The sequence below is a fragment of the Pantoea sp. KPR_PJ genome, assembly GCF_041386365.1.
Classification (GTDB): Bacteria; Pseudomonadota; Gammaproteobacteria; order Enterobacterales; family Enterobacteriaceae; genus Pantoea.
The window spans coordinates 371,838-397,463 of record NZ_JABMIK010000003.1 but is presented as its reverse complement, the minus strand read 5'-3'; the positions used below and the strand labels follow the sequence as shown (position 1 = coordinate 397,463).

Here is a 25,626-nt window from a genome sequence, read left to right as displayed (position 1 = left end):
ACCCTTGATGTTGAAAAGCCCGGCTGCAAGGCCGGGCAAAAAATGAAAATTTACGCGCTGGTCACCGTTACCTTCTCGGCGGAAAAGCGCTCGCGCAGGCGCTGCGCAAACAGTAGCGCATGTGCTCCGTCGCCATGCAGGCAGACAGTCTCGGCATTGACCGCCACCCACTCGCCGCTGATGCTCTGCACCTTCCCCTCTTTTACCATCGTCAGGGTTTGCGCCATGGCGCGCTCTGCCTCCTCAATCATTGCGCCGGGCTGGCTACGCGGCACCAGCGCTCCGCTGCTGAGATAGCCGCGATCGGCAAACACCTCTTCGCGCGTGCGCAGCCCATGATGCACGGCGGCACGCACCAGCTCGCTCCCCGCCAGCCCTACCAGAATCAGATGCGGGTCAACCGCTTTTACTGCCCGGGCGATGGCATCCGCCAGGGTTGCGTCAGCCGCCGCCTGGTTATAGAGCATGCCGTGCGGCTTAACGTGCACCAGCTTTTCGCCTTCGCTCTCGGTCAGACTCTTCAGTGCACCGGTCTGATAGATCACCTGCGCATAGACCGTTTCTGGCGGCAGTTGCATGGCGGTACGGCCAAAGTTTTCCCGATCGGGAAAGCCTGGATGCGCGCCAATGGCGACGCCTGACGCCTTCGCCCAGCGCACCGATTGCAGCATGGTTTGTGCATCGCCTGCGTGAAAGCCGCAGGCGATATTGGCCGAACTGACCAGCTGCAACAGCGCGCGGTCGCTGCTGCTGCCTTCGCCCAGGTCAGCATTCAGATCAATTTTCATTGGCTAGTCCCCACGCCATATGGTCGAGCGCGCGCCGCTGATGCATGCGAGCCTGCATCGCGACCGGCAGCGACGTCTGGATAAAGTGAATCGGCTCGCCCAGGCGGATCTGCGCAAGCTGGTAAAGGTCAGCATCAATAACGCAGGCAATGCGCGGATAGCCGCCCGTGGTTTGCGCGTCAGCCATCAGCACAATCGGCTGTCCATTCGGCGGCACCTGCACTACGCCGGGTACCAGACCGTGCGACAGCAGTTCACGCGCGGTATCGCGCTTCAGCTCGGGCCCCTGCAGGCGATAGCCCATCCGGTTGCTTTGCGGGCTGAGCAGCCAGGGGGTGCGCCAGAAGGCCATCTGCGCCTCACGGCTGAACTCGTGATATTCAGGTCCCGGCAGCGCGCGGATGCGGTTGCTCCAGAGCAGCTGGCGTACTCCCGCTTTGCGGGTAAAGTTCAGGGTTGGCTTGCCGAGCGGTAAGCGATCCCCATCTTCCAGCTTGCGTCCCCTGAAGCCACCAAACCCGGCGTTCAAATCGGTGCTGACCGAGCCAAGCGTTGGCGCGATGTCGAAACCGCCGTGGATGGCCAGGTAGCTGCGCATGCCATGCACCGGCATCGACAGCGTCAGCACCTGCCCCCTCTTTACCGGCAGGCGCCAGCCGGTCCAGACCGGTTTATCGTCCAGCTCGGCATTGCAGGCTGCTCCCGTCAGGGCAAACCAGCCGTCGCGCATAAACTCCGCCTTGAACTGTCCCAGCACAATCTCCAGCACGGCGCTGTCGGGGTCGTTACCGACCAACAGATTCGCGGTACGCATGGCAGGCAGATCGAGTACACCGCCCACGCTGATACCGGACTGACGCCAGCCGGGTCGGCCGCTGTCCTGAAGGGTGGTCGACAGCCCTGCACGCAGAATTCTCAGCATACGCCCTCCTTTTGCGGCACAAAGCGCACGCTGTCACCGGGACGCAGCAGCGTCGGGGGCTGCTGCCGGGGATTAAAGAGTGCGACAGGCGTCTGACCGAGCAGCTGCCAGCCGCCTGGCGTAGCGAGTGGGTAAACGCCGGTCTGACTGCCACCAATGCCAACCGAACCGGCTGGCACGCTGACGCGTGGCTCTGCGCGGCGCGGCGTATGCAAACGGCTGTCAAGACCGCCAAGATAGGGAAAGCCCGGCTGAAAGCCGATAAAGTAGACGATGTAGTCCGTGCCGCTGTGCAGCTCGACAACCTGTTTCGGCGTCATACCTGCGTGATCAGCCACTACCTGGAGATCCGGACCGGCCTCATTGCCATAAATAACCGGGATTTCGACCAGACGGGAAGCAATCTCCAGCGTCTCACTCTCTTCCCACCAGCGCTGTAAGCGTTCGATGGCATCCAGCGGGCTCTGCTGCGGATCGCGCAGCAACAGCGTAATGTTGTTCATGCCCGGAATGACGTCTACCACCTGCTGATGCTGTTGCAGGCGCTGCGTTAACCCCCAAATGCGCTGCTGGCTTTGCAGCGATACCGGTGGTTCAAGCTCCAGCACCACTGCCTGTTCGCCAAGCAGATAACATCGTGCTCGTTGCAAATTCCACCTCCCGTTCCCGCAGTGCGAACTGCACGGCGGCTGACGTTTATCAGAATAAAACGAATAGTTATGCGAAAGTGTCGTAAAAGAGTCAACAGATTTGCGCCCGGCAGTGGGCGCAGAGAGGCAGAGTGATTAGGCAGGATTGGGAATATCGATAAAAGTCACGTCGAGATCATACTGTTCAGCCAGCCATTCACCCAGCGCTTTAATGCCGCCGCGCTCGGTAGCGTGGTGGCCCGCTGCAAAGAAATGGATGCCCTGCTCGCGGGCGCTGTGGATAGTCTGCTCAGAGACTTCGCCGGTGATATAGGCGTCAACACCAAAGGCCGCCGCGCTGTCGATAAAGCCCTGTCCCCCTCCGCTGCACCAGGCAACACGACGGATTTGCGCAGGGGCGTTGTCACCGCAGTGCAGCGGCGCGCGTCCGAGTTTTTCTTCAATACGCTGCGCCAGTGCTTCGCCGCTCAGCGGCGTAGCCAGTTCTCCCCATAACACCAGGGGTTCCACTTCCCCTTTGACTTCAATATCCAGCAGCTTCGCCAGCTGAGCGTTATTGCCCAGCACGGGATGGGCATCGAGCGGTAAATGCCAGCCGTAGAGGTTAATGTCGTTAGCCAGCAGTGCGCGCAGGCGGTTGCGTTTCATCCCTTTGATAACAGCAGGTTCGCTTTTCCAGAAATAGCCATGGTGCACCAGAATAGCATCGGCATTGCGCGCCACCGCCTCATCGACCAGCGCCTGGCTGGCCGTCACGCCAGCGATCAGCGTTTTTACCTGCGTTCGCCCCTCTACCTGCAATCCGTTTGGCGCATAGTCGCTGAAGGCGCTGCTGTTTAGCTGCTGGTTAACGATTTTTTCAAGTTCATAATGATTCATAACGGCTCCGTGCCGCCTCAGGCCGCGCGCTTTGCGCGCTCAAAGGCGTCTAATGTCTTTTTACGTGCCTGCTTATGTTCCACGATTGGCGACGGATAATCGAGTTTCTTGTGGTTTTTCTCCGCCCAGCGCTGCGGCTGATGAATGTCACTGTCTGGCACCTCTTTCAGCTCAGGCAGCCACTGGCGAATAAACTCGCCCTGCTTGTCAAAGCGCTCACCCTGCGTGGTGGGATTGAAAATGCGGAAGTACGGCACAGGATCGGTGCCGGTTGATGCCGCCCACTGCCAGCCACCGTTGTTGGCTGCCAGATCGCCATCAATCAGGTTTTGCATAAAATAGCGTTCGCCTTCATGCCAGTCGATCAGTAGATCTTTGACGAGAAAGCTGGCGGTGATCATCCGCAGACGGTTATGCATCCAGCCCAGCTCTCTCATCTGACGCATGGCGGCATCCACAATGGGATAGCCGGTTTTGCCCGCTTTCCAGGCGTCAAAATGCGCTTTATTGCGCTGCCAGTCGACATTGCGCGTCCACTCGACAAAGGGCTGATGCCGACACAGCGCAGGAAAGGCCACCATCAGATGACGGTAAAACTCACGCCAGATAAGCTCATTCAGCCAGGTGAACGTTTTTTCATTGTCCAGCGCGCGCGGATGCTCTTTCAGGACGCGATGCAGACACTGGCGCGGTGAGAGAACCCCGGTGGTGAGATAGACCGATAACCGACTGGTGCCGTCAACGGCGGGGGTGTCGCGCTGCTGGCTGTAATCCAGTACCGGCTGTCGGGCGAAATGCCGTAGCCGCTTTAACGCCGCAGTTTCGCCGGGAGGAAAGCGTTCGCGATCAAAATCGTCCATCGGATAGTCAAATCGCGGCACGCGCTTTTTAACCTTTACAGCCCCGCCGCTGCGCACCTTTGGTGCCGCAACACACTCCGGCAACGCCTGATGCAGGCGACGGACACAGGCTTTACTGAACGGGGTGTAGACCTTGTACATTTTGCCATCACCGGTCTGCACGCTTCCCGGAGCCAGCAGCAGGCTGTCATCAAATCCCTGACACACTATGTCTGCTTTATTAAGGCGTTTCTCCGCCTCCGCATCGCGTTTGCGCTCGTTCAGCTCGTACTGGTAGTTATAGAACAGCGCATCCACCTGCTCTTTTTTACAAACGTCCATCAGCACGTCGAGCGAAGCGGCAAAATCGTCACACTGCGCCGTATGCAGCACAATGCCACGCTCGGCCAGCGACTGCTGCAGCTCCAGCAGGCTTTCGTAAATAAAGGCAGCCTGCCTGGGAGCCATATCATGCTGGTGCCACTGCTTCGGCGTCGCTATGTAGAGTGCGATAACCTGCGCATCCGCATCGCGGCAGGCGGCGTTCAGCGCCAGGTTATCATGAATGCGCAGGTCGTTGCGCAGCCAGACCAGATGGGTACGCATATTACTGACCATAGCGCAGACGCAGCGCTTCCGGGTAAGGATCGAAATAGCGCTGCTGAGTCAGCCAGGGGTGCGGATATTGCGTCATATAGTGTTTCAGCATGGTGATCGGCGCCAGCAGCGGCTGAACGCCGCAGCGGTAGCGGTCGATCAGCTCCGCCAGCTCCTGACGCTGGGGCGAGCTAAGCTGACGACGGAAGTAGCCCTGCGCATGCATCAGCACGTTTGTGTGGTTGCGGCGCGTGGCAGGCTGCGAGAGCAGCGCCATCATGCGATTACGGTATTCAAAGGCGTACGCTTCCAGCGAGTCCCACTGGCTCATCGAGGCGACAAAGGGGCCAAGCTCGCGATATTTTTCCTGCGAGTGCGCCAGCATCAGCAGCTTATAGCGGCTGTGAAAGGCGATAAGCTGCGCGCGCGTCAGGCCACGCTTCCACATCTGGTTAAACTCATGCAGTGCACAGATGCGCCCGACGAAATTCTCGCGCAGCACCGGGTCATGCAGGCGTCCATCCTCTTCAATCGGCAGCCAGGGCATTTCCGCCTGCAGTTTTTCAGCAAACAGCCCCATGCCCGACTTACGGTTATTGTTTGTATCGGGTTCATAGACGCGCACGCGTTCCATACCGCAGCTGGGCGACTTAGCACAGAGGATATAGCCGCACAGGTGATGCAGAGATTTAACGCGCTCAGCCGACCAGTCACGCATCTGCTGCGTCATCTCCTGACCGCCATCTTTACTGAAACAGAGATGGATCTCTTCATCCTCCTGCTTAACCAGACGCAGCGCCGGACGCGGGGTCGGCAATCCTATCGCCATTTCGGGACACACCGGCTCGAAACGTACAAAGGGCGCAAGCTCGTTGACAGCAAAGGCGAGCCGTTTATGGCCACCATCAAAACGCACTTGTTCTCCCAGCAGGCAGGCACTGATACCCAGCGGAATTTTTACGCTCATACTTGTACAACCTCCGAAATCTTGTAGAGGTTTAAGTGTAGCTGAAAAACAGACGAATGACAGCCTCAGGCCAGCGATGGAAAGGGTTTTCTCTGTGACGATCTTCAGAAACAACAAAGCCCGCTTGAGAGAGCGGGCTTTGTTCTGCCTGGCAGGCGGGTTACCAGAAAACGCCGCCTGCTGATTCGGTCTGCGCCAGCCAGACCGGCTTTGCGCTGGTCTTGCACCAGATTCGGTGCAGATAGCTGTAGAAGCGCGCGCGATCTTTGCGAAACAGCATAACCGGCAAAGCAGTAACGCCAATGAAGATAACCAGCGCACGGCGCAGGATGATTTTATACAGCGGATAAGCCTGATACATATTCTGCCTCCCTGGAAGCGAGAAGTGGATAATGTGATCCTGGTCAGATATTACGCTGATGACTGTCGTTTTACTACTCATCAGACCACTATTTTTTGCTGGCGGGCCAGCCCACGCTCGACAGAGGAGAGTAAGTTACAGAAAAGTTAACAAGAGCACTTCTACTACGCTAATAGGGCTTCGGCAAAATTGCTGATAGAGTGACGACACGTTATCAGGCATGGAGCATCACGACGTGGCCACCGTATTGATCGTTGAAGACGAAAAAGAGATCCGCCGCTTTGTCCGCCTTGCGCTGGAGGGCGAAACGCTAAAGGTGTTTGACGCCGATACGTTACAGCGAGGATTAATTGAGGCAGCAACGCGCAAACCCGATCTGGTGATCCTGGATTTAGGATTGCCCGACGGTGACGGACGCGATTTTATTCGCGATCTGCGCCAGTGGAGCCGGGTTCCGGTAATCGTCCTGTCGGCGCGCGTAGATGAGCAGGATAAGATCGACGCGCTCGATGCCGGCGCAGACGACTACCTGACCAAACCTTTCGGTATTGGCGAACTGCTGGCACGCGTGCGTGTCGCCTTACGTCGCCATGCTGCACAGCAGCCTGAGCCGGTGATTGAGTTTGCGGATGTGACCATCGACCTGGCAGCGCGGCGCGTGGTACGCGACGGGCAGGAAGTCCATCTGACGCCCATCGAATTTCGCCTGTTAAGCCTGCTGTTAAATAATGTTGGCAAGGTGCTGACGCAGCGGCAGTTGCTGAGTCAGGTATGGGGGCCTAATGCGGTAGAACACAGCCACTATTTGCGCATCTATATGGCACACCTGCGACAGAAGCTGGAGACCGATCCGACGCAGCCACGTCATTTGCTGACGGAAACCGGCATTGGCTACCGTTTTATGCCATAAAAAAGCGCCCGAAGGCGCCTGATGCGTACAGTAAAACCGGTTTCCTGAAGGACTTGTGCTGAGCAGCAAAGGCGCTGGCGGGCTTCAACACGCCGCGCACGAGCGCCTTAACGCACGCCTCTCACAAGTGAAGTGCGTTCTGCCAGAAACGGCCCTGAGCGAAAATGTTATCAGCCCCTGACCGCTTTCAGACGCGCCTGTTCAGAAGAACCTGATACGCCACGCCAGCCCGACATTAATCAGGCGTTTTTCAGCACTTCGCTCACAATCTCTACCGCTTCTTTCTCAATCTGCGCACGATGTTCTGCACCCAGGAAGCTCTCGCAGTAAATTTTGTAGGCGTCTTCGGTGCCTGATGGACGCGCAGCGAACCAGCCGTTTTCCGTCATCACTTTCAGACCGCCAATCGATGCGCCATTGCCCGGTGCCGCCGTCAGACGAGCGGTAATGGGATCGCCCGCCAGCGTGTCGGCACTGACCATCTCAGGTGAGAGCTTAGAGAGCGCGGCTTTCTGGGCAGACGTTGCCGGTGCCTGCAAACGGTTGTAGCTCGGCGCGCCGAAGCGCTGTGCCAGCTCGTCGTAGTGCTGCTGCGGGTTCTTGCCGGTCACTGCGGTAATCTCCGCTGCCAGCAGGCAAAGGATGATACCATCTTTGTCGGTTGACCAGGCTGAGCCATCGAAACGCAGGAAAGAAGCGCCTGCACTCTCTTCGCCACCGAAGCCAAAGCTGCCGTCAAACAGGCCATCCACAAACCACTTGAAGCCAACCGGCACTTCTACCAGCTTGCGACCAATGTCGTTGACGACGCGATCTATCATTGCGCTGGAGACCAGTGTTTTACCTACAGCCACCTCTTTGCCCCACTGCGGGCGGTGCTGGAACAGGTAGTTGATGGCCACAGCCAGATAGTGGTTCGGGTTCATCAGGCCAGAAGGCGTAACGATGCCGTGACGGTCATAGTCGGGATCGTTACCGAAAGCCAGATCGAACTTATCTTTGTACGCCAGCAGACCCGCCATTGCGCACTCAGAAGAGCAGTCCATACGCACGACGCCATCTTTATCCAGATGCATAAAGCGGAAGGTCTGATCGACAGCGTCGTTCACGATGGTCAGATCGAGCTGATAATGCTCGGCAATGCGCTTCCAGTACTCGATCCCGGACCCTCCCAGCGGATCGACACCCAGCTTCAGGCCCGCTTTCTGGATAGCCGCAAAGTCGATCACCTGCGCCAGGCCTTCAACGTAAGGCTGGATCAGATCTTTTTCGACAATGCGACCGCTTGCCAGCGCCTGATCCAGCGGCAGGCGTTTGACGTCCTGCAGACCCGCTTTGATCAGCTGGTTAGCACGATCTTCTACCACTTTCGTCACGTTGGTATCAGCCGGGCCACCGTTCGGCGGATTGTATTTGATGCCGCCATCTTCTGGCGGGTTGTGCGACGGCGTAATGACGATGCCATCCGCCTGCGCTCCACCCTGCTTGTTGTGCTCCAGAATAGCGTTGGAGATCGCGGGCGTCGGGGTGTAGCCGTTGTCCTGCTGCACAATCACGTCTACGCCATTGGCGGCCAGGACTTCCAGCACAGAAAGGATCGCCGGCTCAGAGAGCGCATGCGTGTCTTTGCCAACGTAGCAAGGGCCGGTAACACCGTTTTTCTTGCGCTCTTCCGCGATAGCTTGCGCAATCGCCAGAATGTGATGTTCGTTAAAGCTCTGACGCCCTGCGCTGCCGCGATGACCGGAGGTGCCAAATTTCACCGCATGGTCCGGGTTCGCCACGTCGGGCTGCAGGACATAATACTGTGAGGTTAACTGTGCAACGTTAATCAAATCGCTCTGCTGGGCGGGTTGCCCGGCACGGGGGTGACTGGCCATTGGCGCTTCTCCCTGACGCTTCGGTTTAAATGGTGCCGCAAACTTTCTCAGCCAGTTCCTGCGGGAACTGCATTGAGACCATGATGTGTTCCACCATGCTGCATTTACGGCCGGTATTGGTGTTAGTGATCACCCAGTACGGCGTGCCGGGAACGTGCTTCGGCTTGGTATGGGTGCCATTTTGCAACAGCGTTTGCTCGTCGCCCGCAAAATAGACGCGGGTACGGCCCTGCAACGAAGCAGTGGCGTCGGCAAATGCTGAAGGATCAAGACGATAGAGGGTTGACAGAATCATCATAAAGCGATTAACCGCTTTCTTCTGTTCGGCGTACTCGTCGGACAGCAGCAGCTCACGCACCGCGCGCACACGATCCTGCGGACGGTTTTCCACACGCACTGGCTGAATGGCTTTTTGCGCCGTATCGCCTGCGGCTAACGGGGCCGCCGTGGTGGCAGAGGCGCTTTGACCGGCAGTAAATTTCAGCATCCGCCGTAAAATGTCAGAGGCACTTTCGCCGATGTGCTGCGTGTGGCTGGCGATATAGCGATAAAGGTCTTCGTCAACTTCGATCGTTTTCATCTTTTTCCGTACGGTTTCGACTCATGACAGAACCATGCCAGCCTGAAAAATGCCTGGGCACATTTCACGAATCCGCTGGCCGGACAGGTTCTAACATAAGGATTATAAAGTTAAATCCAGACGGGCTGATAGCATTCGCACGTTCTGACCGCAAAAGTCAGAATATGCCCTAAAGCCTGGCCTGTTGGCACGCCTGAAAAGGTGAAAGCATGATAACCTAAGCCGAGGTCCCCATCTTAAGAACTTTGCCATGATTTTAAATGCTCGTCTGCAAACTGACCAATCTGTTGCTGATTCCCTGCCCATCCTGCTTATTCACGGCCTGTTTGGCAGCCTTGATAACCTCGGCGTGCTGGCGCGAGGCCTGAAAGAGGCGCGTCCGCTCATTCAGGTCGATGTGCGTAACCATGGCCTGTCGCCACGTGCTGATGAGATGAGCTATCGCGCGATGGCACAGGATATGTTCGATACGCTGGATGCGCACCATATCGATCGCGTCGCCGTGATTGGTCATTCGATGGGCGGCAAGATTGCGATGGCCATGAGCGCGCTGGCTCCCGAGCGTCTTGAACGTCTGGTGCTGATTGACATCGCGCCCGTCGATTACCAGACGCGCCGCCATGATGAAATTTTTGCTGGCATTCGCGCCGTGAGCGAAGCGGGCGTGCGCCTGCGCAGCGAGGCGGCGCAGGTGATGCGTGCGCATATTCATGAAGAGGGCGTTATCCAGTTTATTCTTAAATCTTTCCAGGAAGGCGAATGGCGCTTCAACGTGCCTGCACTCTGGGAGAATTACGCTACACTCTCTGGCTGGGAAGAGGTACCCGCCTGGCCGCATCCGGCGCTCTTTATTCGCGGCGGCGATTCGCCCTATCTCGACAATCAGTACCGTGATGCGCTGCTGCGTCAGTTCCCGGCCGCCCATGCACACGTTATCACCGGTGCCGGTCACTGGGTGCATGCCGAGAAACCTGATGCCGTATTGCGCAGCGTTCGCCGTTTTTTTGCGCTTTAAAAGCAAAAGCTTGCCGTTCGCGGTTTAGCATTGGCGTCATCCCTCCGGCTGGAGTATGATGGCGCGCTAAATTTTGCCGCTGCCTGTTTTTGCTACGGCAATAGCCCATTTCGTTATAAACGCGCCTGTTCGCGCCTTCAGTTTTATTAAGCCATGGCAAAAGAACACACTGACCGCACTACGCTGGATCTGTTTGCAAATGAGCGTCGTCCCGGTCGACCGAAAACCAGTCCGCTATCGCGTGATGAACAGCTGCGCATCAATAAGCGCAATCAACTGAAACGTGACAAAGTGCGCGGGCTGCGCCGTGTCGAACTCAAAATGAGCAGCGAGGCTGTGGATGCCCTGAACACCCTGGCTGAGCAGCGCAATATCAGCCGCAGCGAACTGATTGAACAAATGCTGCTGGCGCAACTCAAACTGGACTGAATCGCGCAAAGCGCACGCAGAAGCAAATGTAGCGGCTTTTCAAGTTCCGCCCTTTTGCCCGCTCTGCTATCATTCGCTTAATTGTGCGCACCGCGCATGCATCTCATTATCAGGATTTAAGAGGTTATTTACCCCATGGCAATCGTAGGCATCTTCTTTGGCAGCGATACCGGCAACACCGAAAACATTGCAAAAATGATCCAGAAACAGCTGGGTAAAGACGTTGCGGAAGTTCATGACATTGCCAAAAGCACGAAAGAAGATCTGGAAGCATTCGACATTTTGCTGCTGGGCATTCCGACCTGGTACTATGGTGAAGCGCAGTGCGACTGGGATGACTTCTTCCCGACGCTGGAAGAGATTGATTTCAACGGCAAGCTGGTGGCCCTTTTTGGCTGCGGCGACCAGGAAGATTATGCCGAATATTTCTGCGACGCGATGGGCACTATCCGCGATATCATCGAGCCAAACGGCGCGGTTATCGTGGGGCACTGGCCGACCGAAGGCTATCATTTCGAAGCATCTAAAGGCCTGGCCGACGATAAACACTTCCTCGGTTTAGCGATCGACGAAGACCGCCAGCCTGAACTGACCAACGAGCGCGTTGATGCCTGGGTTAAGCAGATTTATGATGAGCTACAGCTGCAGGCCATCATCGAAGCGTAAGTGTCCGCTCCTCAATGTGGGCGCTGGCTCACATTGAGGGAGTGGTTTTTCCTATAGAAATAATAGCTACAGATTTTTAACTTTCATCTGCAATTCTGTACAATACCCACATCGGTTATCTGCTTATTTCTCCCGCGAGGTCAGGAAGTTAGCGAGATGATGACGAACCTCCTGCATTTTTCCACCCGGCGCCGTTATGTTTTCCCTGACAGCCCGTGTTGATTTCAGGCGTTTCCCTCGGTTTTCATTTCAAAGCTTCGCCTCTATAATGAGACGCAAATGAGAATAGACACCGAACGACATTCAAGGCAAGGCGCCTCAAGTAACCAGCAAAGTAACAGGACAATATCCGCATGACTGACAACAATACCGCATTAAAGAAGGCTGGCCTGAAAGTCACGCTGCCCAGACTCAAAATTCTGGAAGTGCTTCAGGAACCTCAGTGCCATCACGTCAGCGCGGAAGATCTGTATAAACGCCTGATTGATATGGGCGAAGAGATTGGTCTGGCTACCGTTTATCGTGTTCTTAATCAGTTTGATGATGCAGGCATCGTAACGCGTCACAACTTTGAAGGCGGGAAATCGGTTTTCGAACTGACCCAGCAGCATCATCACGATCACCTGATCTGCCTTGACTGCGGCAAAGTTATCGAATTTAGCGACGAGTCTATCGAAACGCGCCAGCGTGATATCGCTACCCGTCACGGTATTAAGCTGACTAACCACAGCCTTTACCTCTACGGTCACTGCGCGCTGGGCGATTGCCGCGAAGACGAAACGCTCCACGATCAGTAAAAACAGTGTGCTATGCAGTAATGCTAAAAGCCGGTACAGATACCGGCTTTTTTTATGGCTGTCAGGCGACGAGGGTTTCGTGCAGATAGCGCCAGCGAGGGATGGACGTACTGCAATCCAGGATAGCCAGTGAAATGCGCGTCTGATCCTGACCGTTCATCATTTGCAGTTCGCGATACTGAATGGTGATTTCATTCTTCTGCTGGGAAATAACAGCGTGCTCGCTGGTGGCAATACGCATTCCTTCACGCTTCCCCTGCAGCTGACGAAAGAGATCTTCAGTCTGGTTGAAATCAAGCAGTTTGCCCTGCGGCGTCACCATGCGGAAATCGGGGTGAAAATGCGAGAGGAGTAAATGGAAACTGTCATCTTCACCTGACGGCTGATTAAAGATACGTTCGATTAACTGATGCAAAACTACTACGCTGTGTCTTGCTTCCTGAGCGAGAGCTGTCATTTTATTTCCTTGTTATGCCCGCATAGCCTTTTTAAGAGCGAATAGCCTACCTCAAAATAACAAATTCACATCTGGAAATTGATTAAATTTAATTAACTCAGACAACTCTCAATGTGGTCCGACAAGTTAATATTATCCTCTGAAGAATAAAAACGTGTATAAGCGCAGATAACAGCCATAAAAAAGGGCGATTGCTCGCCCTGTTGTCATAAAGTGATGCGGTTAATGCAAAAATTTAATCGCCGATTTTTGCCCAGGTATCACGTAGTCCAACGGTGCGGTTAAACACCAGATGATTTGGACGAGAGTAGTGGCTGTCAGCGCAGAAGTAGCCTTCGCGTTCAAACTGATAAGGCGCTTCCGGCATGGCATTTTGCACGCCAGGCTCAACAAATCCCTGGCGGATCTCCAGCGAGCCGGGATTGATGGTCGTCAGAAAATCGTCTGCTGCGCCCGGATTCGGCACGCTGAACAGGCGATCGTAAAGGCGGAATTCTGCTGGCAGCGCATGGTCGGCTGAAACCCAGTGGATAACGCCTTTGACCTTGCGGCCGTCAGCGGGATCTTTGCTCAGGGTATCAACATCGCAGGTGCAGTAGATGCAGGTGATATTACCCGCTTCATCTTTCGCCACGCGTTCAGCGCGAATCACGTAGGCGTTACGCAAACGCACCTCTTTGCCCAGCACCAGTCGCTTGTACTGCTTGTTGGCTTCCTCACGGAAGTCGGCACGATCGATCCAGACTTCGCGACCAAACGGCACATCACGCGTGCCCATCTCCGGCTTGTTGGGGTGGTTTGGCATAGTGATGGTTTCATGATGGCCTGCTGGCAGGTTCTCAATCACCACCTTCAGCGGATCCAGCACGGCCATGGCACGCGGCGCGTTTTCGTTCAGATCGTCACGGATGCAGGACTCCAGCGACGCCATCTCAACCACGTTATCCTGTTTGGTTACGCCAATGCGGCGACAGAATTCACGAATAGAGGCTGCAGTATAGCCGCGACGGCGCAGGCCAGACACGGTCAGCATGCGTGGGTCATCCCAGCCTTCCACCACTTTTTCGCTCACCAGCTGCGTCAGCTTGCGCTTCGACATCACCGCGTATTCGAGGTTAAGGCGTGAAAACTCATACTGGCGCGGGTGTACCGGGATGGTAATGTTATCCAGCACCCAGTCATACAGGCGACGGTTATCCTGGAACTCCAGCGTGCAGAGCGAGTGAGTAATGTTTTCCAGCGCATCGGAGATGCAGTGGGTAAAATCGTACATCGGATAGATGCACCACTTGTTACCGGTCTGGTGATGTTCGGCAAACTTAATGCGATAGAGCACCGGGTCGCGCATCACGATGAAGCTGGACGCCATATCGATTTTTGCACGCAAACAGGCTTTGCCTTCAGCAAACTCACCGTTACGCATTTTTTCGAACAGCGCCAGGTTCTCTTCCACGCTGCGATCGCGATAGGGGCTGTTTTTACCCGGCGCGGTCAGCGTACCGCGATATTCGCGGATCTCTTCCGGCGTCAGTTCATCAACATAGGCCAGGCCTTTATTGATCAATTCAACCGCATAGAGATAAAGCTGATCGAAGTAATCTGAGGAATAACGAACGTTGCCACTCCACTCAAAGCCCAGCCATTGCACGTCGCGCTTGATGGATTCAACGAATTCCATGTCCTCTTTAACCGGGTTGGTATCGTCGAAACGCAGGTTGCACTGCCCCTGATAATCCTGAGCAATGCCGAAGTTCAGGCAGATGGATTTAGCATGGCCAATATGCAGGTAACCATTGGGCTCCGGCGGAAAACGGGTGTGCACGCTGTTGTGCTTGCCGCTCGCCAAATCTTCGTCAATGATCTGACGAATAAAGTTAGTTGGGCGGGCTTCAGCCTCACTCATCTCTCAATCCTCAATACGTATAGCGGGTGATTTGTACCACGAAGTAACGGAGTATGATCCACAAAGCGTCGAAGGGAAACAACCGGTTTGTTAAGGCGATAAAACGAAAAAGGCAGGAATCGCTTCCTGCCTGCTTTATTTTACACCGTGATAACGAAAGCCTCAGGCTTTTACCTCATAGAGCGGCGTTTCACCCGCTACAACCGAACCCGTTGCCAGCAGCGTAAGTCCGGCAAAGTCTTCACTGTTACTGACCACCACCGGGCTTATCATTGAGCGCGCACTGGCGTTCAGGTAATCGAGATCCATCTCCAGTACCGGCTCTCCGGCCGCAACGGTTGCGCCCTCCTCCGCCAGGCGGGTAAAGCCTTTGCCTTCCAGCGCCACGGTATCCAGCCCCATGTGCACCACAATCTCGACGCCGTTGCTGGTTTCCAGACAGAAGGCGTGATTCGTGGCAAAGATTTTTACCAGCGTACCCGCTATCGGCGCGACCACGGTTTTTCCGGTCGGCTTGATCGCCAGCCCCTCGCCCACCGCTTTGCTGGCGAAAGCTTCGTCAGGCACGCTCTCCAGCGCAACCACGTCACCGCTTACGGGTGCCACCAGCGTGGCGATCGCGCGTTTTTCGCTGTTGAGCACCGCCTGTGGTTTAGCCACAGGCGCAGCCGGTGCTGCCGTGGCACCACCCGCCGACGCGACAGGTCCTTTTGTTAAAACCTTTTTCATCGCCGACGCGATGCTCTCAGCCTGCGTGCCCACAATCACCTGCACGCTCTGTTTGTTAAGACGAATCACGCCTGAGGCGCCCAGACGTTTAGCGACCGACTCATTCACCTGCCCTGCATCTTTGACGTTAAGACGCAGACGGGTAATACAGGCGTCAATGCCGGTTAAATTGTCTGAGCCTCCTACGGCCCCAATATAACGCCGTGCCAGCGACTCTGTTTCGCTCTCGCCATCGCTGGTTTTATCGACATTGACGTCATATCCGTCGCTCTCATCCCCTGCCACCGCCAGCTCACGGCCCGGCGTCATCAGATTAAATTTCTGGATGGTAAAGCGAAATATCACATAGTAGAGCGCAAAGAACACGATGCCCTGCGGGATAAGCATCCACCAGTGTGTGGCCAGCGGGTTACGGCTCGACAGGACCATATCCACCAGCCCCGCACTGAAGCCGAAACCGGCAATCCACTGCATGCTGGCCGCGATAAAGACAGAGATACCCGTCAGCACGGCGTGAATCACATAAAGCACCGGTGCCACAAACATAAAGGAGAATTCCAGCGGCTCTGTAATCCCGGTGAAGAAAGCCGCAAATGCCGCAGCCAGCATGATGCCGCCCACTTTGGCACGGTTTTCCGGGCGGGCGCAGTGGTAAATGGCCAGTGCTGCGCCAGGCAGACCGAACATCATAATGGGGAAGAAGCCTGCCTGATAACGGCCAGTAATGCCCACAATGCCAGTGCCGTTAGCGATAGACTGCGCACCGCCAAGGAATTTAGGAATGTCGTTGATGCCCGCCACGTCAAACCAGAATACGGAGTTGAGCGCATGGTGCAGGCCAACCGGGATCAGCAGGCGGTTAAAGAAGGCGTAAATGCCCGCCCCGACAGAGCCCAGTTTCTGAATGTGTTCGCCAAAGTTAACCAGACCGTTAAAGATCACCGGCCAGACATACATCAGAATAAAGGCCACGATAATCATCAGAAAGGAGACGAGGATCGGAACAAGGCGTCGCCCGCTGAAGAAAGAGAGTGCCTTAGGCAGTTCAACATGGCTAAAGCGGTTATACACCTCAGCCGACAGGATACCGACCATAATGCCGACAAACTGGTTTTCAATTTTACCGAAGGCGGCGGGCACCTGATCAACCGGGATCTTCTGGATCATTGCCACCGCCGCTGGCGAGCAGAGCGTGGTGACCACCAGATAGCCGACAAAGCCGCTCAAGGCGGCTGCACCGTCTTTGTCTTTGGACAGGCCATAGGCGACGCCAATCGCGAACAGCACTGACATGTGTTCGATGATGGCTGCCCCTGACTTGATAAGCAGCGCCGCCAGCGCATTGCTTGCGCCCCACGCATTGGGATCGAGCCAGTAGCCGACCCCCATTAATATCGCTGCCGCTGGCAGGGTTGCAACCGGCACCATGAGCGCGCGGCCAACTTTTTGTAAGTAACCTAACATTTGCCCTTTCCCCCTATGAGACTGGCTTGTCGCCCTGCTGCCGCTTGCTTATTTTTGTCAGCCGCAGGGGTTTGAATGACACTACACTTCACGTTGCGCAGTGTAATGACAAATTAATTCGCCTCGCAAATTAAAAGCGTCTCTTCTGTGATACTTCTCACCAAAAAGCACTATTTTTAGCCGAGGCGTATGGCGATTGCTTGCCACTTATTTTAAGATGCAAAATATCAGGATGCAGTGTTGCCTAAGAACGTGTTTTAACCCGCCCTGCCAAGGGTGGCCACAAAGCGCACTGCATCACCCCTTTTCTTTTCTCAGAATGAGGTGAACTATGCGACTTATTCCTCTGGCTACCCCAACCCAGGTGGGCAAGTGGGCAGCCCGTCATATCGTCAATCGCATCAACGCTTTTAACCCTACAGCGGATCGCCCCTTTGTTTTAGGGTTGCCAACCGGAGGGACTCCGCTGGAGGCTTATAAGCATCTTATCGAGATGCACAAAGCGGGCCAGGTCAGCTTTAAGCACGTTGTCACTTTTAACATGGATGAGTATGTTGGCCTGCCGAAAGAGCACCCGGAAAGCTATCACAGCTTTATGTACCGAAACTTTTTTGATCATGTTGATATTCAACCAGAAAACATCAACCTTCTGAATGGTAATGCTGCCGATATTGACGCAGAATGTCGCCAGTATGAAGAAAAGATTCGCGCGCTGGGCAAAATTCATCTGTTTATGGGCGGCGTCGGTAACGATGGCCATATTGCCTTCAACGAACCCGCCTCTTCGCTGGCATCCCGCACCCGCATTAAAACACTGACGCACGATACGCGCGTGGCGAACTCCCGTTTTTTCAATGGCGATGTCGATCAGGTGCCAAAATATGCGCTGACTGTCGGGGTAGGCACGCTGCTTGATGCCGAAGAAGTGATGATTCTGGTGACGGGTCATGTTAAAGCGCAGGCGCTTCAGGCGGCGGTTGAAGGCAACGTTAACCATATGTGGACCATTAGTTGCCTGCAGCTGCATGCCAAATCGGTAGTGGTCTGCGATGAGCCCGCTACGATGGAACTGAAAGTGAAAACCGTCAAATATTTCCGCGAAATGGAAGCGGAAAATATGAAGGGTGTGTAAGACAATGTTGTAAATGCTCGCCATGATGTTCTGGCGGGCTTAGCCGGGAGAATGACAATGTACGCATTAGTAAACGGCCGTATTTATACCGGCCATGAAGTTCTGGATAACCATGCGGTGGTTATCAATGACGGGCGCATTGCACGCGTCTGTCCACGCGACGCGCTGCCTGCTGATATGACGCTAAACGATGTTTCAGGCGCGCTGATTGCTCCCGGCTTTATCGATTTACAACTGAATGGCTGTGGTGGCGTGCAGTTTAACGATGATATTGATGCGCTAAGCGTGGAAACGCTGGAGATTATGCAGCGCGCCAATGAAAAATCGGGCTGTACCAGCTTTCTTCCAACATTGATTACCAGCAGCGATGCACTGATGAAACGCGCCATTGAGACGATGCGCAGCTACAAGCTGAAACATCAGCATCAGGCGCTGGGTCTGCACCTGGAGGGGCCGTGGCTCAACAAAGCGAAAAAAGGCACGCATAACCCTGACCTGATTCGCCTGCCCGACCCGGCGCTGGTGCGCTACCTGTGCGACAACGCCGATGTGATTACCAAGGTCACGCTGGCACCGGAAAACGCCGGCGATGAGGTAATCCGTCAGCTGACGCAGGCGGGCATCATTGTCTCTGCGGGCCATTCCAGCGCAACCTATGACGAGGCCAAAGCGGGATTCCGCGCCGGCGTCACCTTCGCAACCCATCTCTATAATGCCATGCCTGCCTTTGCCGGGCGCGAACCGGGCCTAATCGGTGCGTTGTTTGATTCGCCTGATGTATACTGCGGCATCATTGCAGATGGTTTACACGTCCATTACGCTAATGTACGCAATGCGAAACGAATCAAAGGTAACAAACTGGTACTGGTTACCGATGCCACTGCACCGGCAGGTGCTGATATCGATAAATTTATTTTCGCAGGTAAAACAATATACTATCGCAATGGCCTGTGCGTTGATGAAAACGGAACGCTGAGCGGGTCGGCCATCACGATGATTGAATCGGTGCGCAATGCCGTCGAGCATGTTGGTATTGCGCTGGATGAAGCGCTGCGCATGGCGACGCTCTATCCGGCACAGGCAATGGGCGTGGATAAGCAGCTGGGTACGGTTGAAGCAGGAAAAGTCGCCAACCTCACTGTTTTTTCGCGTGACTTCACCATCATTAAGACGTTTGTCAACGGAGACGACGTCCTGAGCGAGTAAGCACTGAATGACCACTGGCGGCCAGACACAAATAGGAAATGTCGATCTTGTCAAGCAACTCAACAGCGCAGCCGTTTATCGGCTAATCGACCAGCAGGGTCCGATTTCACGCATACAGATTGCTGAACTCAGCCAGCTTGCGCCCGCCAGCGTTACCAAAATTACCCGTCAGCTTATTGAGCGCGGCCTGATCAAAGAGGTGGATCAGCAGGCATCCACCGGCGGTCGCCGCGCCATCTCCATCGTGACTGAAACCCGCAACTTCCATACTATTGGCGTCAGGCTTGGGCGCAACGATGCCACGCTGACGCTGTTTGATTTAGGTGGAAAGTCGCTGGCTCAGGAGGATTATGAGCTGCCGGAGCGCACCCAGGAGACGCTGGAGCATGCCCTTTTCGCCGCCATCGGCCGTTTTATCGAGGCCCACCAGCGTAAAATTCGCGAACTGATTGCTATCTCAGTGATCCTGCCTGGCCTGGTGGATCCGGTTAACGGGGTAATCCGCTATATGCCCCACATCGCCGTCAGCCACTGGCCACTGGTCGCTGCGTTACAAAATCGCTTTAACGTCACCAGCTTTGTGGGGCATGACATCCGCAGCCTGGCGCTGGCGGAGCACTACTTTGGTGCAAGCCGCGACTGCGCCGATTCCATTCTGGTGCGGCTCCATCGCGGCACTGGCGCAGGCATCATTGCCAACGGCCATATCTTCCTTGGAAGCAACGGTAACGTGGGTGAAATTGGGCATATCCAGGTCGATCCCCTGGGTGAGCGCTGCCACTGCGGTAACTTTGGCTGTCTGGAAACCATCGCCGCTAATGGCGCGATTGAAAACCGCGTGCGCCATCTGCTCAGCCAGGGTTATCCCAGCATCCTGACGCAGGACGCCTGTCAGATTACGCAGATTTGCAAAGCCGCTAATCAGGGCGATGCGCTGGCCTGCGAAGTGATTGAATATGTTGGACGCTATCTTGGCAAAGCCATTGCCATCGCGATTAACCTGTTCAATCCACAAAAAGTGGTGCTGGCAGGAGAGATCACCGATGCCGAGAAAGCACTTCTTCCGGCGATTGAAGGCTGTATCAACACGCAGGCACTCAACGCTTTCCGCAGAAATCTGCCGGTCGTGCGTTCCGAGCTCGATCATCGTTCAGCAATAGGTGCATTTGCACTGGCAAAACGCGCCATGCTTAATGGCATTCTGCTGCAACATTTACTGGAAGAGTCAACGCCCCAGGACTGACCCTATGACGATAAAAAGCGTAATTTGTGATATTGACGGCGTGTTGATGCATGACAACACTGCCGTGCCCGGTGCGCAGGAGTTTTTACAGCGCATTCTGCAAAAAGAGATGCCGCTGGTGGTCCTGACCAACTATCCGTCGCAGACGGCGCAGGATCTGGCAAACCGCTTTGCTAACGCCGGCATCGACGTGCCTGATTCGGTGTTTTATACCTCGGCAATGGCGACCGCCGATTTTCTACGCCGGCAGGAAGGCAAAAAAGCCTATGTGATTGGTGAGGGTGCACTGATTCATGAGCTCTATAAAGCGGGCTTTACCATCACCGACGTCAATCCAGATTTCGTTATCGTGGGCGAAACGCGATCGTTCAACTGGGAGATGATGCATAAGGCGGCCTTTTTTGTCGCCAGCGGTGCCCGCTTTATCGCCACCAATCCCGATACGCATGCTCGCGGTTTCGTTCCCGCCTGCGGCGCGCTCTGCGCCGGTATTGAGAAAATCTCTGGCCGTCGCCCGTTTTATGTCGGTAAACCCAGCCCCTACATTATGCGCGCCGCGCTGAATAAGATGCAGGCTCACTCCGAGCAGACGGTTATCGTCGGTGATAACCTGCGCACCGATATCCTTGCTGGTTTCCAGGCAGGGCTGGAAACCATTCTGGTGCTCTCAGGCGTTTCAACGTTAAGCGATATTGACGCGATGCCCTTCCGCCCCGACTGGATTTACCCTTCTGTAGCAGATATCGATCTGTTTTAATCCGCAGTTAGCGTCGTGCCGCCCGCTTCCGGGCGGCAGACGTTTCCTCTTACCCCGCTGCACCGTCGCTGCTTTTTTCACCTCAAATCGCCCTTTATTGAACATCCATCAATAAAACAGCGAAAAAATTAGATAAAATTCAAACTTTCAGCCATAGCAACAGGCTTTTTATCATTAAAAAGCAAATATGCTTGCATTGAATGTATGAAATAGCGCATTTTCTTATACATCACGCAGCCACGGGCTGCCGGACAAGGCAACGATAACATCGCCGACAGGCGAGCTCAGGAGTCAGAATATGTGTTCTATTTTTGGTGTGTTGGATCTGAAAAGCGATCCGGTTGAATTGCGTAAAAAAGCGCTGGAGAGTTCTCGCCTGATGCGTCACCGCGGACCAGACTGGTCGGGCGTGTACGCCGACGATAAAGCCATTCTCGCGCATGAGCGTCTTTCCATTGTTGACGTTAACAACGGCGCACAGCCGCTCTATAACGCCGACCACACCCATGTTCTGGCTGTAAACGGCGAAATTTATAACCATCAGGCGCTGCGCGCAGAGCTGAGCGATCGCTATCAGTTCCAGACCGGCTCGGACTGTGAAGTTATCCTCGCGCTCTATCAGGAAAAAGGCGTTGATTTCCTGGATGACCTGGAAGGCATGTTCGCCTTTATCCTGTGGGACAGCGTGAAGCAGCAGTACCTGATTGGTCGCGATCACATCGGCATTATTCCGCTCTACATGGGCAACGATGAGCACGGGAACCTGTTTGTCGCATCTGAGATGAAAGCACTGGTACCCGTTTGTCGCTCAATTAAAGAATTTCCGCCGGGAAGCTACCTTTCCAGCACCGATGGCGAAATCCGTCGTTACTGGCAGCGTGACTGGATGGAGTATGCCGCAGTCGAGCATAACACGACTGATGCCGCTGGCCTGAAACATGCGCTGGAAGAGTCGGTGAAAAGCCACCTGATGTCAGACGTGCCTTACGGCGTGCTGCTCTCTGGAGGCCTGGACTCCTCAATTATCTCAGCCGTGACCAAGCGCTTTGCCGCGAAACGCGTTGAAGACCAGGACAAAAGCGACGCCTGGTGGCCACAGCTGCACTCCTTTGCTGTGGGTCTGGAAGGCTCGCCCGATCTGAAAGCCGCGAAATCGGTCGCCGATCATCTGGGCACCGTGCATCATGAAATCCACTTCACCGTCCAGGAAGGGCTGGATGCGATTCGCGATGTGATTTATCACATTGAAACCTATGATGTCACAACCATCCGCGCTTCGACGCCGATGTACCTGATGTCGCGCAAGATTAAAGCGATGGGCATTAAAATGGTGCTCTCCGGCGAAGGCGCAGATGAAGTATTTGGTGGCTACCTCTACTTCCATAAGGCACCGAATGCCAAAGAGTTTCATGAAGAGAACGTGCGCAAACTGCTGGCGCTGCATATGTATGACTGCGCCCGCGCCAACAAGGCGATGTCTGCATGGGGTGTGGAAGCGCGCGTGCCTTTCCTTGATAAAAAATTCCTCGACGTGGCAATGCGTATCAACCCGCAGGACAAGATGTGTGGCAGCAACGGTAAAATGGAAAAGCACATTCTGCGTGAATGCTTCTCTTCTTACCTGCCAGAGAGCGTGGCCTGGCGTCAGAAAGAGCAGTTCTCAGACGGCGTAGGCTATAGCTGGATCGATACGCTGAAAGAGGTCGCGGCGAAGCAGGTCAGCGATCAGCAGCTGGCGACCGCGCACTTCCGCTTCCCGTACAACACACCTGCGTCGAAAGAAGCCTATCTCTATCGCGAGATCTTTGAAGAGCTGTTCCCGCTGCCGAGCGCAGCAGAGTGTGTGCCGGGTGGTCCTTCTGTGGCATGCTCGTCCGCGAAAGCGATTGAGTGGGACGAAGCGTTTAAGTCGATGGACGATCCATCAGGCCGCGCAGTTGGCGTCCACCAGTCCGCTTATAAATAAGTAAACTATGTCATAACAGAATGGGCCTTGCAGGGCCCATTTTTTTTAGCTTTGATGCGCTTACGATCAAAACCTGCCGAATTATTCATCAGCCTGGTCACAAGCCAGACAAACAGGCGCGTGAAGGCGAAAATCGACAAAAAATGTGTTGACGCTCCAGAGCTCAATACGCATAATGCGCCCCGCAACGCCGATGAAGGTACGCGAAAAAAAAGATGGCTACGTAGCTCAGCTGGTTAGAGCACATCACTCATAATGATGGGGTCACAGGTTCAAATCCCGTCGTAGCCACCATATTTTTTTCTGCGGGAGTGGCGAAATTGGTAGACGCACCAGATTTAGGTTCTGGCGCCGCAAGGTGTGCGAGTTCAAGTCTCGCCTCCCGCACCATATACGTCTTCGGCAGCCGGATGGGGTATCGCCAAGCGGTAAGGCACCGGTTTTTGATACCGGCATTCCCTGGTTCGAATCCAGGTACCCCAGCCAATCCGATGTATTCTCGTGGATACGAGATCGACAGATGGGATATCGCCAAGCGGTAAGGCACCGGTTTTTGATACCGGCATTCCCTGGTTCGAATCCAGGTATCCCAGCCATCATTGGAAGCAGTAAGCAGTATCTGGCTACGTAGCTCAGCTGGTTAGAGCACATCACTCATAATGATGGGGTCACAGGTTCAAATCCCGTCGTAGCCACCAAATTATTGGGGTATCGCCAAGCGGTAAGGCACCGGATTCTGATTCCGGCATTCCGAGGTTCGAATCCTCGTACCCCAGCCATACAAGACAATTTGACAAGACACTATTGGGGTGTCGCCAAGCGGTAAGGCACCGGATTCTGATTCCGGCATTCCGGGGTTCGAATCCCTGCACCCCAGCCAAATTGACAACAGGCCCGCTTTTGCGGGCTTTGTTGTTTTTGTCGTCTGGAAAAACCCGCTAAGCCCTCTTTCACTGTCGGTCGTCTGAGCCGCGCGTCCGGGATGCAAAGCCGCCCGCGCACTATCCTGCGCGGGCGGTCAGAAATGCCAACCGGCCGCGTTGCTGCTTATCCTGCACTGACTGCGCCTCCCGGTTAGCGCCACTCACGCAGGAACGCGGTAGCGGCGTCTCCTGTTTACAGCCCTAACGCGTAACGCAATACCTTGCGCTTCAGCACGCCTGAACGCTCTGCCGCCATCAGCGCCAGATTGCGCGCAAATTTTAGCGGCGGCAGACGGTTGCTGAAGGCGAAATAGAAGAGATCCATACCGCTCTGCATCAGCAGGTTGTCGCGGCGGCGCTGCGACTGATACCGACGCAGCACGCTTTCCGACGCCCAGTCCTGTGCCTGACTGCGCGCTTCTGTCACTACGTCTACCAGCGCATCAACGTCGCGGTAACCGAGGTTGACCCCCTGCCCCGCCAGCGGATTAATGGTGTGCGCGGCATCGCCAATCAAAGCCAGCCCCGGCAAAACATAGCGCTGGGCATGGCGACGCACCAGGGGAAAACCGCCGGCCGCGTGCGCCTTAAAGCGTCCCAGCCGCGCCGGGAAGGTAGCAGCAATCTCTTTTTCCAGCTGCGGCAGCGGCATCGCCTGCAGCTGGCGGATGCGTGCAGGCGCGTCATACCAGACCAGCGAGGCACGATTATCATACAGCGGCAAAAAAGCACGCGGCCCCTGCGGCGTAAACTGCTGCCAGGTGGAATCGCCCGCCGGATGCTCACAGGCTACGCTGATCAGCAAGCAGGACTGCGCATAGCTCCAGCCGTCAATACCAATGCCCGCCATCTGCCGCACCTGCGAATTTGCGCCATCAGCGCCCACCACCAGTCGCGTGTGTAACGTGCCGCCTTCGCTGAGATCGAGACGCCAGCCGCCATTCTCCGCCTCCAGCGTGGCCAGCGTTGCCGGGCAGCAGAGATGAATATTCAGCTGCTGCATTCGCTCCCACAGCGCGCGCTGCAACACACTGTTCTCCACCATAAAGCCCAGCTCGGGCAAGCCCAGCGAAGCGGCGTCAAAGCTGACGTGCGATGTCTGCCACTCCCAGGTCTCCAGCTTACGGTACGGCGCATAGCGCATCGCCTCGACACGCGGCCAGACGTCAAGTTGTTTCAACATACCTGCCGACGCGCTGCCAATCGCAGAGATACGCACATCGGGATCGCTGGCGGCGTCAAAAGGTGCAGGCTCTGCGCGCTCAACCACGGCAACGCGAAACTGCTGTAGTGCCAGACCACATGCCAGCGCCGCGCCGACCATGCCGCCCCCCACCACCACTACATCAAAGCGATTATCCTGCATTGCTCATCTCCTTCTGATCTCTCCGTCGTCAGAGACGGATCTACTGGCGCAAAGTGTACCGGAAAAACTGCTGCCCGGCAGAAAAGCCCGGCAAAGCGTGAGAGAATAGCCAGATGCGCTGCCTCATCCAGGGAAGTATGGCGGCTGTACGCTGGTCACAACAGCGTCAAAGCATTACAATACGCGCCCTGCACTCCACT

At 55.4% G+C, this 25,626-nt stretch carries 23 protein-coding genes and 7 tRNA genes; 17 read left to right on the top strand and 13 right to left on the bottom strand.

The window, feature by feature from the left end:
* Positions 1 to 50: 50 nt before the first annotated feature.
* The 7 genes from pxpA to HP564_RS10390 form a co-directional block, all read right to left on the bottom strand.
* Positions 51 to 788, bottom strand: a complete 738-nt coding sequence (gene pxpA / locus HP564_RS10420) for a 5-oxoprolinase subunit PxpA (protein WP_371242683.1) — start codon at positions 786 to 788, stop codon at positions 51 to 53.
* The gene (gene pxpC, locus HP564_RS10415; RefSeq protein ID WP_371242681.1) at positions 778 to 1,710 is read right to left on the bottom strand and encodes a 5-oxoprolinase subunit PxpC; all 933 of its coding nucleotides are present in this window, start codon (positions 1,708 to 1,710) and stop codon (positions 778 to 780) included. Before pxpC ends, pxpA begins: the two co-directional genes overlap by 11 nt.
* Positions 1,704 to 2,360 carry a 5-oxoprolinase subunit PxpB gene (gene pxpB / locus HP564_RS10410; RefSeq protein ID WP_371242679.1) on the bottom strand — a complete coding sequence of 219 codons (657 nt, stop codon included), beginning with the start codon at positions 2,358 to 2,360 and terminating at the stop codon, positions 1,704 to 1,706. Before pxpB ends, pxpC begins: the two co-directional genes overlap by 7 nt.
* A gap of 135 nt (positions 2,361 to 2,495) precedes the next feature.
* A complete protein-coding gene (locus HP564_RS10405) occupies positions 2,496 to 3,239 on the bottom strand; it encodes a type 2 GTP cyclohydrolase I (protein WP_371242677.1) in 744 nt (247 codons plus the stop codon).
* Between the two features lie 17 nt (positions 3,240 to 3,256).
* Positions 3,257 to 4,684 carry a deoxyribodipyrimidine photo-lyase gene (gene phrB, locus HP564_RS10400; RefSeq protein WP_371242675.1) on the bottom strand — a complete coding sequence of 476 codons (1,428 nt, stop codon included), beginning with the start codon at positions 4,682 to 4,684 and terminating at the stop codon, positions 3,257 to 3,259.
* Position 4,685: 1 nt separating this feature from the next.
* Complete coding sequence (locus HP564_RS10395) at positions 4,686 to 5,642, bottom strand: YbgA family protein (RefSeq protein WP_371242673.1); 957 nt, start codon at positions 5,640 to 5,642, stop codon at positions 4,686 to 4,688.
* A gap of 160 nt (positions 5,643 to 5,802) precedes the next feature.
* Positions 5,803 to 6,003, bottom strand: a complete 201-nt coding sequence (locus HP564_RS10390; protein WP_371242671.1) for a YbfA family protein — start codon at positions 6,001 to 6,003, stop codon at positions 5,803 to 5,805.
* Between the two features lie 235 nt (positions 6,004 to 6,238).
* Here HP564_RS10390 and kdpE point away from each other — a divergent pair, with 235 nt between their 5' ends.
* A complete protein-coding gene (gene kdpE / locus HP564_RS10385; RefSeq protein WP_371242758.1) occupies positions 6,239 to 6,913 on the top strand; it encodes a two-component system response regulator KdpE in 675 nt (224 codons plus the stop codon).
* Between the two features lie 239 nt (positions 6,914 to 7,152).
* On the opposite strand, the gene pgm is transcribed toward kdpE, so the two are convergent.
* The gene (gene pgm, locus HP564_RS10380) at positions 7,153 to 8,793 is read right to left on the bottom strand and encodes a phosphoglucomutase (alpha-D-glucose-1,6-bisphosphate-dependent) (protein ID WP_371242670.1); all 1,641 of its coding nucleotides are present in this window, start codon (positions 8,791 to 8,793) and stop codon (positions 7,153 to 7,155) included.
* Positions 8,794 to 8,818: 25 nt separating this feature from the next.
* Positions 8,819 to 9,373: a replication initiation negative regulator SeqA gene (gene seqA, locus HP564_RS10375; RefSeq protein WP_371242668.1), complete on the bottom strand. Its 555-nt coding sequence runs from the start codon at positions 9,371 to 9,373 to the stop codon at positions 8,819 to 8,821.
* A gap of 250 nt (positions 9,374 to 9,623) precedes the next feature.
* On the opposite strand from seqA, the gene ybfF reads away from it, so the two are divergent.
* From ybfF to fur, 4 genes are all read left to right on the top strand, one after another.
* Positions 9,624 to 10,388, top strand: coding sequence for an esterase (gene ybfF, locus HP564_RS10370; protein ID WP_371242666.1), 765 nt, complete (start codon positions 9,624 to 9,626; stop codon positions 10,386 to 10,388).
* Between the two features lie 153 nt (positions 10,389 to 10,541).
* Positions 10,542 to 10,817, top strand: a complete 276-nt coding sequence (gene ybfE, locus HP564_RS10365; RefSeq protein ID WP_371242665.1) for a LexA regulated protein — start codon at positions 10,542 to 10,544, stop codon at positions 10,815 to 10,817.
* 135 nt (positions 10,818 to 10,952) lie between these two features.
* Positions 10,953 to 11,483, top strand: a complete 531-nt coding sequence (fldA, locus tag HP564_RS10360; protein ID WP_371242663.1) for a flavodoxin FldA — start codon at positions 10,953 to 10,955, stop codon at positions 11,481 to 11,483.
* A gap of 353 nt (positions 11,484 to 11,836) precedes the next feature.
* The gene (gene fur, locus HP564_RS10355; RefSeq protein WP_371242661.1) at positions 11,837 to 12,280 is read left to right on the top strand and encodes a ferric iron uptake transcriptional regulator; all 444 of its coding nucleotides are present in this window, start codon (positions 11,837 to 11,839) and stop codon (positions 12,278 to 12,280) included.
* A 61-nt stretch (positions 12,281 to 12,341) separates the two neighbouring features.
* Here the strand turns inward: fur and HP564_RS10350 are convergent, their stop codons facing one another.
* The 3 genes from HP564_RS10350 to nagE form a co-directional block, all read right to left on the bottom strand.
* Positions 12,342 to 12,737, bottom strand: a complete 396-nt coding sequence (locus HP564_RS10350; protein ID WP_371242660.1) for a hypothetical protein — start codon at positions 12,735 to 12,737, stop codon at positions 12,342 to 12,344.
* 235 nt (positions 12,738 to 12,972) lie between these two features.
* A complete protein-coding gene (gene glnS, locus HP564_RS10345; protein ID WP_371242659.1) occupies positions 12,973 to 14,640 on the bottom strand; it encodes a glutamine--tRNA ligase in 1,668 nt (555 codons plus the stop codon).
* A 162-nt stretch (positions 14,641 to 14,802) separates the two neighbouring features.
* Positions 14,803 to 16,833 (bottom strand): N-acetylglucosamine-specific PTS transporter subunit IIBC, encoded by a 2,031-nt coding sequence (gene nagE, locus HP564_RS10340; RefSeq protein ID WP_371242657.1) that lies wholly within the window; start codon positions 16,831 to 16,833, stop codon positions 14,803 to 14,805.
* Between the two features lie 331 nt (positions 16,834 to 17,164).
* On the opposite strand from nagE, the gene nagB reads away from it, so the two are divergent.
* From nagB to HP564_RS10280, 12 genes are all read left to right on the top strand, one after another.
* Positions 17,165 to 17,965, top strand: a complete 801-nt coding sequence (nagB, locus tag HP564_RS10335; RefSeq protein ID WP_371242656.1) for a glucosamine-6-phosphate deaminase — start codon at positions 17,165 to 17,167, stop codon at positions 17,963 to 17,965.
* A gap of 57 nt (positions 17,966 to 18,022) precedes the next feature.
* Entirely contained in the window at positions 18,023 to 19,171 is a 1,149-nt protein-coding gene (gene nagA, locus HP564_RS10330; protein WP_371242655.1) for an N-acetylglucosamine-6-phosphate deacetylase, read from the top strand.
* A 7-nt stretch (positions 19,172 to 19,178) separates the two neighbouring features.
* Complete coding sequence (locus tag HP564_RS10325) at positions 19,179 to 20,414, top strand: N-acetylglucosamine repressor (protein ID WP_371242654.1); 1,236 nt, start codon at positions 19,179 to 19,181, stop codon at positions 20,412 to 20,414.
* A 4-nt stretch (positions 20,415 to 20,418) separates the two neighbouring features.
* Positions 20,419 to 21,171, top strand: a complete 753-nt coding sequence (locus HP564_RS10320; protein ID WP_371242652.1) for an HAD-IIA family hydrolase — start codon at positions 20,419 to 20,421, stop codon at positions 21,169 to 21,171.
* Positions 21,172 to 21,469: 298 nt separating this feature from the next.
* Positions 21,470 to 23,137: an asparagine synthase B gene (gene asnB / locus HP564_RS10315; RefSeq protein WP_371242651.1), complete on the top strand. Its 1,668-nt coding sequence runs from the start codon at positions 21,470 to 21,472 to the stop codon at positions 23,135 to 23,137.
* Positions 23,138 to 23,354: 217 nt separating this feature from the next.
* Positions 23,355 to 23,431: transfer RNA gene (locus HP564_RS10310), tRNA-Met, on the top strand.
* Positions 23,432 to 23,442: 11 nt separating this feature from the next.
* Positions 23,443 to 23,527: transfer RNA gene (locus HP564_RS10305), tRNA-Leu, on the top strand.
* Between the two features lie 21 nt (positions 23,528 to 23,548).
* A tRNA-Gln gene (locus HP564_RS10300) sits at positions 23,549 to 23,623 on the top strand.
* Positions 23,624 to 23,658: 35 nt separating this feature from the next.
* Positions 23,659 to 23,733: transfer RNA gene (locus tag HP564_RS10295), tRNA-Gln, on the top strand.
* A 25-nt stretch (positions 23,734 to 23,758) separates the two neighbouring features.
* A tRNA-Met gene (locus HP564_RS10290) sits at positions 23,759 to 23,835 on the top strand.
* A 6-nt stretch (positions 23,836 to 23,841) separates the two neighbouring features.
* Positions 23,842 to 23,916: transfer RNA gene (locus HP564_RS10285), tRNA-Gln, on the top strand.
* Between the two features lie 26 nt (positions 23,917 to 23,942).
* Positions 23,943 to 24,017, top strand: a tRNA-Gln gene (locus HP564_RS10280).
* A gap of 236 nt (positions 24,018 to 24,253) precedes the next feature.
* Here the strand turns inward: HP564_RS10280 and ubiF are convergent.
* Complete coding sequence (ubiF, locus tag HP564_RS10275; RefSeq protein ID WP_371242649.1) at positions 24,254 to 25,426, bottom strand: 3-demethoxyubiquinol 3-hydroxylase; 1,173 nt, start codon at positions 25,424 to 25,426, stop codon at positions 24,254 to 24,256.
* Positions 25,427 to 25,626 lie beyond the last annotated feature (200 nt).